The organism is Spiroplasma sp. Moj, assembly GCF_016082285.1.
Classification (GTDB): domain Bacteria; phylum Bacillota_I; class Bacilli_A; order Mycoplasmatales; family Mycoplasmataceae; genus Spiroplasma; species Spiroplasma phoeniceum.
This window is the reverse complement of record NZ_MQTY02000020.1, coordinates 1-12,766: the sequence shown is the minus strand read 5'-3', so window position 1 is coordinate 12,766 and position 12,766 is coordinate 1. Positions and strand designations below refer to the sequence as shown.

Below are 12,766 nucleotides of genomic sequence, written 5' to 3'. Positions count from 1 at the left end.
AATCAATTACATAGTAATCTGATAAGTCTTTTTTTCTGTTTCTTTTTATTTTTCGACTAATACTCATAAAAAGACTTCCTTTCTGCGGTTTTAACCGTTTTTTAACCCCTTATCAGCGTTGATATTTTCCAAAATGTAGAATAATATTCTTTTGGTTGGTTTCAACGATGATTTTATTTTAAAAAATATTGAAATTATAGATGAAATTTTAATCTCATAAAATGGTATCATCACCATTGAATAATTCTTTAATATCTTCTGAACTATAATTTACTTGTTCTTCGGCAATAATTTCATTTGGTTTTTCAGATAGTAAAATATCTTTTTTTAAATCATTATTTGTATGTAAAAATTCATAATTAGATACTTGTACTATTCACTGTGTTTTATCTTCTTTGTTTTTATAAGATTGTAAAATACCCGTAATTGCAATTTGAGAACCTTTTTGACAATATTTTTGTAAAATAGTTGCTTGTTTATTTCAAACTTGACAAGGGATAAAATCAGTTTCTTTTTGTGTTGAATATGGGCGTGTTATTGCCAATTGAAATATGGCATATTCTTTTCCATTACTTGTTTGTTTAATTTCTATATCTTTGGTGGTTCTACCAATTCCTATAAATTTATTCATTATTTCACATCCTTTTTTCCAAAATAAACAATAATCAGATTTAATTTGATTTACTGGACATTGACATTTTTTACAATATTTCGCCATTATTAACCATATCTCAATTTGTAGCAATAATTTCACTATCAGTACTTAATAAATCATCAGTAAGTTCGTTTATTTCATTTTCAATTATTTGTTTAACTGTTTTTTTCCATTATTAAATTTATCTTTTACTACTACTAAATAATTCATATAAACCTCCTAAATTATTGCTTTACCAAATTTGATATATTTATGTAAAAATAATGAAAATCACTATTTACTGATTGTTCAATAATTTTACAGTCTTTAAAAAATTCATAATCTTTAAAATCTATTATTTTTCCTTTAAAAATAATACTTTGACAACTTCAAACTTCAATATTTAAATTTTTATTATAAACTTCAATCCAATTTTTTAATTTATATGTCATTATTTTAATTCCTTTCTAATCAAATATTTTCATAAATAAAAAAATAGGTATAATGACTTTTTTATCATTCTACCTATACACAAAAATTAAAAAATGTTATAATTTAACCAAGAACTAACAAAATTGTTCGGTTCAGTTAAATTATATCAGACCCTACTAATTGGTTCGTTAGACCGCTTAATAGGTGTATAGAAGAATGACCCTCAAGTCATTTTTCTTTTCGTTTATTTAGTTGTGTTTATTATAGCATAAATATTTACTATGACATTTTTAAAAAGTATAATTATTTATATTGTTGTGTAGAAAAGATAGTTAGAAAATTTTTAGCAAAAATTTTAGGAATAGTGCGTGGTTCTCTAACTATCTTTTCTACACAACAATTTTTTATTTTAAATAGCTATGACATTTTTAAATGATGTTGGCTTTATCTTGGCGGACTTGCCAACACTGAAAGGGTTTTTTAACCCTTTTTTATTTTGTACCATTTTTTAATTCCCCCTTATGCAATGCATAAAATAACATCTTTTAAACCCAGCACAACCGCACTTGCCAACATCACAATTCCCAAACAAACACCAACCCAAGTTACGCGAGCAATCGTTTCTCTGCGTTGTTCGGCGTTTTTGGCAAATTTCCCAGCAATGCCATAATACGCCACCATAACAATACCAATAACGATTGCTATTCCGATTAGAATAGGCATTCCCACGGAAATTATTTTATTGCCGATTTCTTGTAAACTAGTTATCCCTGTGTTCGCTAGTAACATCATCTTATTTATCTCCTTTTTGTTTTGCTTCTCATTCTTCATCATCTATTTTCATTTGTGCAATATCTTTTTCTGTTTTTGCCACAAAGGCTTTTTCTTTTTTGTCGCGGATTGGTTTTAAAATAAACGGNTNAANCACAAACCGTTTAAACAACCAANCAAGAAGAGCAAAACCAGCAAACGACCCAACAACAATGCCAAAGATAGCCCAACCAGCTAGTCCTTTTTTATTATTGTTAGTTATCGGTTCTGGATTTGGAATTGAGGATATTGGTTGATCTTTTTGCTGTATTGAAATAGTTTTGGTAGTAAAACTTAGTAATTTTGTACTACCATCGACTGCTTGAACCTTGACATCTTTGTTTGTTGTTCAATTACCCGCAACAAGATTATCAACACTAATAACATAATCGGTGTTTTTTACAACATTCGGAGCATACTTTTCAACTTGAGATTTTACACTAGCAAGCATTTTTGTTTTATAGGCATTAATTTCATCTTGGGTCACATTTTTAATGTTAGTAACAACAAATTCATCTAACTTTAAATCTAAATGTGCTAAACTTTGTTTTCAAGTCTTCGATAACTCAAACAACTCATTTAGTTGATTTTCACTATAACCGCGGATATTTTTATATCCATTATCTTCTGCTCACTGTTCAAATTGTTTACCATTATCAGTATTTCAATAATGTTCTACCGATTGTTTTTTTGATACTTGCAGATAAATAGTTTTCGTATGCGTTGGTAAATCTTGATGTTGCAATTCAACTAAATAACGACCATCAACCGAACCATATTGCCCTTTATCAATCTCTAAGCCATTTATTGGGTCAATAACATTTGATTGTGATGTTTTATTTCATTTATCATCACAACCATACATAACCCCAGTTATAACATTGTCAATTGATGGTTGTTTGATTTTAATAGTACTTTTTCCATTCGCATAATAAAATGTATCAACCTTGTTTGTCATTTTAGTATTGTCAAGTTGTGCCAAATAATTTTTCTCTATTTGAACACCATTTGCCGATGATGTTAAATTAATTTTTACTTTTACCACCGCTGTGGGAATAAAATTGTATTTAACTATCACTGAACCTTTGTAACTCTTGCTATCTGGTTTTGCGGTTAATGTTGCAGAATGATTATCTTTATTTGTTATTTCAATTTGCGAAAAATCATTAATGACATTGCCATTTTTTTGATTAACAGCAGCGAAAATAGTATCATCGTTATTATTAATGATATTTTCTAAATTATTATCATTACCAAATTTAATCACATCGCTTAAATTTTCTTTAATAATTGGCTTTGGCGGGTCTATTTTTGCCGCCATAACAACATCAATGTCTTCGCTCGTGTATTTTGTTCCACGAATATCATATTTGATAACTAATTTATGGGTCTTTTCAGTGGACTCAGGTTTAACATTGATATTTACTTTACCACCCAACATATTTTGTTTAACACCATTTCATAAAACTTCTGTAACATTTGGGTTATCAATATTGATATTTGTTTCCCCGTCAACTGTCAAACGCATTCCGTTGTTAGATCATTTTGCTGTTTTAGAATCATCAACAAGTGAAAACAAAATTCCTTGTTGAAATAAATAATTATCTTTTATTTTTAAATTTCAATCTGTAACATTTCCGTTGCTGTCAATTATTGGTGTTTCCGGTTCACCAACATCATCCCAACGATAAACAGGAAAATTAATTCCATATTTTAAATGTTGTCAATATGTATTTTGATTTTTTATAAAATTACTATCAAAATAAACTTTTTCACATTTATATTTATCAATCACTCGAATATAAAAATATCATTTATTGTTTGGTTTTGAAAACTCGTTTTCTCTATTATTATCAACTTTGTTTCATTTGTTTAATATAGAAATTACACTTACATCAAACCCAGTTGTAACATCTCTGGTAGTTGTAGTAAGATCCCGTTTTGTTCTTTCTAGAGTTGCATTGGCAAGCAACGGCGCGGGAACGCTCGCTGTCAGCGTAGTTATTGTTAATAAACTTAATAGTTTTTTCATTGCATATATTCCTTTCTGAATTTTCTTTTTAACAAAAAAGAGAATAGTACCACCGCACTATTCCCACAAGCAATTTCTAACATATTTCAAAGAAGTATCACAAAAATACCACCAAGAAATATGTTAAAATTGTCTGTGGAAACGCTAGTAGAAACCTAGTGTTTCCACGATAGTAATTTATCTCAAAATAAATTACTATCACTTTATATAATTTTGAAAAGTAAGAGGAGAATCTTACTTTTTAATTATAACATAACCTATATGCCTTTTATTTAGATTATGTTTTTTTATTTTGCTAAAATGAGATAAAAATGTAAAGGTTGATATTTATATAGTTGATATTTAGTAGCATAGGAATTTAACTAATACCAAAGATAAAAAATATCTCGGTAAACAAATTATAACACAAAGTTATAATTTACCACAGTTATTATCGCCCGTGGTTATTGTAAATCAATCATCATCGATTTTTTGAATCGTAAAACTACAATTCAAACATTTTTGTAAATCAACATCGACAATCATTAAATTATGATTGATTGTGTCTTTATTTTCTATTTTTTTCATAGTTATTTTATCTACTTTCTAATTTTTATTTTTTGAAATATGAAAAATTATTAATGCTTTATAAGTTTTAATTTTGGTATTTCATTTTTAAAACAGTTTAAACAATAATTTACAAATAAATTTATGTCTGATTCTTCCAATATAATTTCAATTATAAAACAATTGATTAATTTTTCTATATTTTTTTTAAATTCTTTAAATGTTATATTTTTTTCTTTTAAAACATCTTTTAATTCAAAAATAATTCCATTTCATAAATGATAGTATTTAAGTCCAGCATTTTTCTTTTTACATTTATTACAATTTATTCTGTGTTTATTAGTTAATAAATAAACTTTATAAAATACATTTTTGCAAAAACAATCAAACATTAAATTTAATTTTGTAAAAAAATCTTGTTTTTTCATTTCATTTAATTTTAATATATCTTTTCCCATTCTTTTTATCCTATCATTTTGGTTTTTTGCAAAGTCAGTTTTCATATAAATTAGTAGTTTTTTCAACATATAATGTTTTTAATTTATCAAAAACTTCATGTTTTGAAAATTGTTTATTATTATTTGTTTTCTCATAATTAATTAAAAAATTCATAAAGTCTTTTTCGTGATGGCTACATAAAAAAGTGTACCACTAGATAATGTTGCATATTTTTTACAAAAAGAAATAGAACACTTATTCTTTTTCATCTTTATTTGATTTCCTTGATCAGTTCTTCGTATGCTTGTTTTTGTCGCCAATAAACATTATTATCCCAAATACTACTTAACTTATTTTCGGTTTTAATAAAAGTATCAGAGTTCTTTATTATATTTTCAGATAAAAATTCATAAATACTATCATTTTTTAATCATTCTAAAACTGTGGCAGTATTTTCATTATCTTTTATATTATTAAGAATAATATTAATTCTTGGTAAATTTCTGTTATTTTTTCTGCAAATAAAATTTAATGTATTTTTTAAATCAACAATACCTTTATAACTACCAACTCCGCTATTTATTGGAATTAAAATTAAATCAGATAAGGTTAAAAAAGATAATCCTAATTCTTGTATTGTTGGGGGATAATCAATCAAGACATAATCATAACTATCAAAAGTTTCTTGGTTTGATTGATAAATAATATCTGCAATTAAATCTCTATCATTTTCTTGATAAATAGTATTAATTAGAGTACTACTTTTATTTAATTCTTCGTTTCCAACAATAATATCTATATTTTTATATTTTGTTGATTGAATAAGACTTTTTATAGGTATCATATCAATAGCATTAATAATTTTTGATAATGACTTACTTTGTAATATATCTTTTGTTGCAAATTGAACAGATAAGGTTGCTTGGGGGTCAAGGTCAATTAACAAGACCTTTGCCCCATCAATAGCTAATTTATAGGCAACATTTTTGCATAATGTTGTTTTACCAACCCCACCTTTTTTATTACTAAAACTAATCATCTTCATAAATTATGTTTTCCCTTCCATAACGCTCTTCTAAAATTTTATTCATAAGTGTAGTTAATTTTCAATCCTTTTCTTCTGCTTCTTCTCTGAATTTTTTAATTAAGTTTGGTTTAACTGTCATTGATGGTAAAATATTTGTTTTTAAATTTCTTTTTTTAAATTCTTTTGTTTCTTTAAAACTAGATAAATTTTTAACTATTTTATTGTGTTCTAAAAATTCATTATTATTTATCTTTTTTAAGTGGGTTAACTTATTAATAGTTTGTGGCATAAAAACACGCCCTTTCTATACATAATTATTATATAATATATTATAAATAATACAAGTATTATAAATATTATTTATTAAAAAAGTAAACATTTATTATTTATAATAAATAGTATTATAAATAATACAAGTATTATAAATATTATTTATAATAATAAAAATATAATTAACATTTTATTACCATTTACCCACGAAAATAACGTTCGATGCGCCACAGATAACGATAACAAAACAAGCAACAAAAAACCCTTATAAAATAAGGGTTTTAAATAGGGGACTAGTTTAAATTATTCGGTTTAAATTGCTCGCAATATTTCACAAGAATACTAATCAATTGCTTATCTTTTTGTAGTAAGCCTTTTAATTTCACTAGCATTGCGAGCATTTAATTCATTTAGTTTATTTTCAAAATACTCAAATTGCCGCTCTGTATTTGGAATATAATACTGATAAAACAAATTTTTAATATATGTTTTTTGTTTTTATGTAATTTGATTTTTACCATTTCGATAATATCGCCACAAATAATAAAATTGATTATCCTCATATTTTAGACAAATGACAACATTTCAATTTAATTCAAACATTAAATATCATTCCTATATTTTTATTATACTTTGTTGTTTCAAATTTCATAGGTGTTTAGTTCTTGTCAAGCATAGTTATTTATTTTATTTTTTATAATCAATATTTTGTTTTGGTATAGCAATGGTATTTATTTTGGTTTTTTATTGGAAGAAAATATATAATAAAAATAGGTGATTTACCAAATGACAAAAACGATATGATGAAGACCATACCTTAGATTTGTTTATTTGTTGTCTTGCTACACTTTGGTTTTATGCAAGTTCTGTGCTGGGTGGGGTGATAGAGGAGTGAAGAACCCGTGATAGGGGAGTTAGTCTAAGTTGTCTAATTCCGCTAACAGTTGCTCTAGTTCTTCATCGGATAATTTTGGTGGATCACCCTTGTTTTTTTCGTACAATGTGTTATAATCATCAACAAGAGAATTATTTTCTCTGGTAGATGATTTCGCTTTATTAGCAGAATACTTAGTTTTTATGTAAGTTTGGTATTCTGCTTTTAATTTGTCGCTTTCAGCGCAAATTTGTTCGCGCGCTTGTTGGTAAGTTAACCCACTTAAAAATGGATTGGTTGCTTGTTCTTTTTCGTATTTGCGTTGAGACACAGTTAAATAATGCAATTCTTTAATTGCAGTGTCGCGGATTGCTTGATAACCCGCTAAGCGATATTTATTATTATCGCGAGTATTATAAATTCAGTAAGTAAAGAACATATCAAGACCAACCAAAAAGTATTTACCAGTTTTATCAATAAAACACATTATTTTTGGCACACAAATAAACTTGTCATAAATTTTGACTTTATAACTGTCTTGGCGGGTTGGGTGTTGGCGAACTAATTTTTTCGGAATGTAAAAATTAGAGATATGTTTATTCTCATCAAGTTGATTAATAACTTTATAACTCAAACCATTTATCTCAACAAAGTGATAATTTTTTTGTTCAGTTTGTTGTACTTTTTGCATAATATATATGCTCCTTTCTGCGGTTTTGAGCGAATTTAATCCCCTTATTAGCGTTGATATTTTCCAAAATGTAGAATAATATTCTTTTGTTTTTTTCAACTATAATTTAAAGGTAAATATTTATGCTTTATAAATTGTGTTCTTTTTTTATTTTTTCAACGCGTTTTTTATATTCGCGTTGTTTTTCTTTGTCTAAATTGTTGTATCAGTTGCGTTTTCATTCCTGACGAACTCTTACCAATTCAAACTTTTTCTTTTCCAATGATAGTTTGTTTGTGATTAACTTATATGTTTTTTGTTTTTCTTTGGTTAAGTTTTCAAATCAACCACTTTTTCATTGTTTCTCTCACTGTTTTAAAGCTAATCGCCCAGGGTGTTGTTCAGTTTGTTGTTGTCTAATTCTGCGTTGTTCTTTTTGAACATCATTTTGATCATAATCAATTTTTGTGTTCACATAACTTGCTCTGCGCATAACATCAATTCCTTTCTAATCAAATATTTTCATAAATAAAAAAATAGGTAGAATGAACTTTTTTATCACTCTACCTATACACAAAAATTAAAAAATGTTATAATTTAACTGACCTACCAAAAGGTGGGGATTAAATTATATCAGACCCTACTAATTGGCTTTGCCTGCCGCTTAATAGGTTGTATAGAAGAATGACGGTGAAGTCATTTTTCTTTCTTTTTATTTAGTTGTATTTATTATAGCATAAATATTTACTATGACATTTTTAAAAAGTATAATNANNNANATTGTTGTGTAGAAAAGATAGTTAGANAANNNNTAGCATAAATTTTGGGAATAGTGCGTGGTTNTCTAACTATCTTTTCTACACAACAATNTNTNATTTTAAATAGCTATGACATTTTTAAATGATGTTGGCTTTATCTTGATCCACTTGTCGCTAACAAAGTCATCATTATTTTTCACCACCTTTTTGTTTTGTTGCTTTTTTTTCCTGCTTCTTCTTTTTTAATTTGTTCAACTAATTTAAGATGGTGGCGTTTTTTAATTTTTGGTAAAAAATATTTATCAAAAACAAATCTTTTAAACAACCAATACGCCAGACCAAAACCCGCCAAGACACCAACAACAACGCCAATAATTCACAACTTACTATCGCCATCTTGTTTTTTATTGTCTGGTGTTGGTGGAATCTCTTGTTCTTTTTGTTGCACTGGTATTGTTTTAGCGGTCAAACTTAGCAATTTTGTATTACCATCGACTGTTTGAACCTTGACATCTTTGTTTGTTGTTCAATCACCAGTAACAAGATTATCAACGCTAATAACATAATCGGTGTTTTCTACAACATTCGGAGCATACTTTTCAACTTGAGATTTTACACTAGCAAGCAGTTTTGTTTTATAAGTATCGATTTCATCTTGGGTCACATTTTTAATGTTATCAACAACAAAGTTATCCAATTTTAGATCTAAATGCTTTAGATTTTGTTTTCAAGTCTTCGATAACTCAAACAAATTATTTAACTGACTAGCACTAGAACCACGGATATTGTCATATCCTTGTTCTTGGTCTTGTACTCACTGTTCAAATTGTTTGCCATGATCAGTATTTCAATAATGTTCTACCGATTGTTTCTCTGATACTTGCAGATAAATAGTTTTTTTATGCGTTGGTAAATCTTGATGTTGCAACTCAACTAAATAACGACCATCAACCGAACCATATTGCCCCTTATCAATCTCTAAACCACGTTCAGGGTCAATATCGCTTGATTGTGATGTTTTATTTCATTGCTCATCACAACCGTATATTTTTCCATTTATGTCATTGCCAGTTGAGGGTTGTTTAATTTTGATTGTGCTTTTGCCATTCGCATAATAAAATGTATCAACCTTGTTTGTCATTTTAGTATTGTCAAGTTGTGCCAAATAATTTTTCTCTATTTGAACACCATTTGCCGATGATGTTAAATCAATCTTCAAATCCACTGTCGTTGCTGGTACAATATTGTATTTAATATCCACCGAACCTTTGTAACTTTTGCTGTCTGTTTTTGCAGTTAAAGTTGCTTCGGTATCTGTTTTGTCAGTTATTTCAACTTGCGAAAAATCAACTTGACGACTATTTTTATTTGTAATTGCCGCTTTGATAGTATCATCGTTGTTATCTAAGATATTTCCTAAATCATTGTTATTATTAAATTTAATCACATCGCTTAAATTTTCTTTAACAATTCGCTTTGGCGGGTCTATTTTTGCCGCCATAACAACATCAATATCTTCACTCGTGTATTTTGTCCCATTAATATCATATTTGATAACTAATTTATGGGTCTTTTCAGTGGACTCAGGTTTAACATTGATATTTACTTTACCACCCAACATATTTTGTTTAACACCATTTCATAAAACTTCTGTAACATTTGGGTTATCAATATTGATGTTTGTTTCCCCATCAACCGTTAAACGCATACCAGCGTTAGACCAAGTCGCCGTTTTAGAACCATCCACAAGTGAAAACGAAATTCCTTGTTGAAATGGTGTTTTATCAATATTTCAATTAATTATATTCCCATTACTATCAATTTCTGGTGTTATTGGTTTATTAACACCATTTCAACAATAAACTGATTTAAAATATGTACCATTATCTTTATTTCAACTTATAACATCGCTTATTGAACCTGCTTTATTTATAAATAAGTTATCGCCCACCCTTGTTAATGCTAATTCATAATTACCTTGACTATCTAAAACTTTTCTTATATCTGAATAATTAATGTTTTGAAAAGATTTTATTCGTCAATTATTACTATCTTTTCCATGCCATATAACAATATATCACTTATTATCAATTTTACTAAATGGTTTTGTAACTGCTTCAAGTTTTTCTCAATTTTTATATTCAATACCTTTTATTTTTATATCAAATCCAGTTGTGACATCTTTTTCAGTTATCACAACATTTCTTTTTGCTCTTTCTAACACTGTGTTGGCAAGCAACGGAGCGGAAACGCTCGTTGCTAGTGTAGTTATGGTTAATATACAGTTATGGTTAATATACTTAGTAACTTTTTCATTTCGTTATTTCCTTTCTGAAATCTCTTTTTTAATAAAAACAGGAATAGCACTACCGTACTATTCCCACAAAACAATTTCTAACATATTTCAAGATAGTATCACAAAAATACCACCAAGAAATATGTTAAAATTGTCTGTGGAAACGCTAGTTTTCGGCTAGTGTTTCCACGATAGTAATTTATCGGAAAATAAATTACTATCACTAATTTTTATTAAAAATATTTAATTACATAAATATTATATCACTATAAACAATATTGTTTATAGTTTTTTTATTTTGCTAAGATGAGATAAAAATGTAAAGGTTGATATTTAGTAGCATAGGACTTTAACTAATACCAAAGATATAAAATATCTTGGTAAAGAAATTATAACACAATTTATTTGATTTCCTTGATCAGTTCTTCGTATGCTTGCTTTTGCCGCCAATAATAAATATTTTCTCATATACAAATTGAACAAAAAAATATCACTTTTTTTCTTGTTTCTTACTTTCCAGGACATTGTCCTGGTTTTTTTCTTTGTTTCTATTTAGTTGTGTTTATTTTAACATAATTAGGTAGAATTTTGTTTTTTATTTAATTTTTAAAATAAATTATCTAAATAAGTGGGGTCAACTTGTATTTTTTTAATAGACTTCTTGCATAACCTATTAAAATAATTGTAAATATTTTTAAAAAGATACTAATAGGAAATTATAATTTTAATTAATTATGTCTTTTATTTAAAAATTTAATATTTTCCTACAACGAAAAATGACTTTTTTATTTATTATTNTTTTTATTTATTATTTTCTTTATTTATTATTATTATTTTATAATGAGCGGTCATATTTTATTGCTTTGAGCTAAATTCGAAGCGCGCTTTAGTTATATATAAAAAATTGCGTTCACATTAATAAGAAGTTACGTGATGATATTTCATCGACTTATGTTTTAAATTGCAAGAAATAAATAAAATAAAAAAAAATACGGTTTTAGTTATATCTAACTGTGCAAAATGTGATTGTACTGGCTTCAGCTTCTTGATAAGAAGATACAATCATAAATAGTCTTCAATATNNNCTNNNGNTNNATNNNNTNNNATNTATATAATATANNTACCTATATATGTTAATATAAATATAATGGCCCATTTTATATAGAATGTTAAGACATACTAGTATTCAAACTTAAAACTTAAAAAAAAAAACTTAAACTTAAAAAGGTATGGAAAAAATATTTAAATTCAATGGGAAATGTGTCTAATATTCTACATAAATTAATTTTCCACTAACTGAAAATCTTTTTAACATTTCTGAAAATAACAAACGAGTTAATTAATTTTAATTTTAATTTTGATTTGTACACCTATAATAAGTAGCCCAAGAGAAACTACATCAAGCTACAAAACGTTGAGGTAGAGACACACTCAATCCTGACTCACCAATGGAAGTTCTTAGGACAGAACAATACTATTCAATTGTAGTAGAATACATATAATTAAATATTAACAAGCTTAAATTAAAATTATAAAAAATACAACAAAACAAGATTAATTAAAGTACTTAAAAAAATAATAAAAACTATGTATATACATACATACATGTGCATTATTATCATTAATTATAGCTTTAAATATTTAAATATTTTGTATAAACTAAAATTTTTTATAATAAAATATTAAAATTGTTTTCTCATTAATTTTTCTCAAATTAGATATTATTACATAATTTACAATTACATATTAAACAAAAATAATATTACAAACATATTAATTTATAACTAATAAAAATTAGATAAACAATTTTGTTATTTATTTTTGAAGTATTTAATTGAAGCACGTATTTTAAGAAAACAATTAATTTAATTCTAATATGCGTAGTTCTAATATGCATATGGTTGTTGAATCGTATATTCTATATATATATATGTTTAGTAGTAGTTGATATTAAAATGCAATTCTTTAAAAATCCGGTT

General features: G+C 26.5%; 11 protein-coding genes. All 11 read right to left on the bottom strand.

The window, feature by feature from the left end; genetic code table 4:
- Window positions 1–208 precede the first annotated feature (208 nt).
- The 11 genes from BST80_RS01815 to BST80_RS01765 all read right to left on the bottom strand — a co-directional run bounded on the left by BST80_RS01815 (window position 209) and on the right by BST80_RS01765 (window position 10,730).
- Window positions 209–631: a single-stranded DNA-binding protein gene (locus BST80_RS01815; protein ID WP_415745699.1), complete on the bottom strand. Its 423-nt coding sequence runs from the start codon at window positions 629–631 to the stop codon at window positions 209–211.
- Between the two features lie 248 nt (window positions 632–879).
- Entirely contained in the window at window positions 880–1,086 is a 207-nt protein-coding gene (locus tag BST80_RS01810) for a hypothetical protein (protein ID WP_415745698.1), read from the bottom strand.
- 499 nt (window positions 1,087–1,585) lie between these two features.
- On the bottom strand, window positions 1,586–1,858 hold the full coding sequence (locus BST80_RS01805) for an Mbov_0395 family pilin-like conjugal transfer protein (protein ID WP_415745697.1): 273 nt from the start codon (window positions 1,856–1,858) through the stop codon (window positions 1,586–1,588).
- Window position 1,859: 1 nt separating this feature from the next.
- On the bottom strand, window positions 1,860–3,908 hold the full coding sequence (locus BST80_RS01800) for an adhesin (protein WP_415745696.1): 2,049 nt from the start codon (window positions 3,906–3,908) through the stop codon (window positions 1,860–1,862).
- 411 nt (window positions 3,909–4,319) lie between these two features.
- Window positions 4,320–4,475, bottom strand: coding sequence for a hypothetical protein (locus BST80_RS01795; RefSeq protein WP_415745695.1), 156 nt, complete (start codon window positions 4,473–4,475; stop codon window positions 4,320–4,322).
- Between the two features lie 447 nt (window positions 4,476–4,922).
- Complete coding sequence (locus BST80_RS01790; RefSeq protein WP_415745694.1) at window positions 4,923–5,066, bottom strand: hypothetical protein; 144 nt, start codon at window positions 5,064–5,066, stop codon at window positions 4,923–4,925.
- A 97-nt stretch (window positions 5,067–5,163) separates the two neighbouring features.
- Window positions 5,164–5,937, bottom strand: coding sequence for a ParA family protein (locus tag BST80_RS01785; RefSeq protein ID WP_415745693.1), 774 nt, complete (start codon window positions 5,935–5,937; stop codon window positions 5,164–5,166).
- Entirely contained in the window at window positions 5,924–6,208 is a 285-nt protein-coding gene (locus BST80_RS01780; protein ID WP_415745692.1) for a hypothetical protein, read from the bottom strand. Before BST80_RS01780 ends, BST80_RS01785 begins: the two co-directional genes overlap by 14 nt.
- 895 nt (window positions 6,209–7,103) lie before the next feature.
- Window positions 7,104–7,754, bottom strand: coding sequence for a hypothetical protein (locus BST80_RS01775; RefSeq protein WP_415745691.1), 651 nt, complete (start codon window positions 7,752–7,754; stop codon window positions 7,104–7,106).
- Window positions 7,755–7,881: 127 nt separating this feature from the next.
- A complete protein-coding gene (locus tag BST80_RS01770; RefSeq protein WP_400249461.1) occupies window positions 7,882–8,226 on the bottom strand; it encodes a hypothetical protein in 345 nt (114 codons plus the stop codon).
- A 419-nt stretch (window positions 8,227–8,645) separates the two neighbouring features.
- Entirely contained in the window at window positions 8,646–10,730 is a 2,085-nt protein-coding gene (locus tag BST80_RS01765) for an adhesin (RefSeq protein WP_415745690.1), read from the bottom strand.
- Window positions 10,731–12,766: the final 2,036 nt, after the last annotated feature.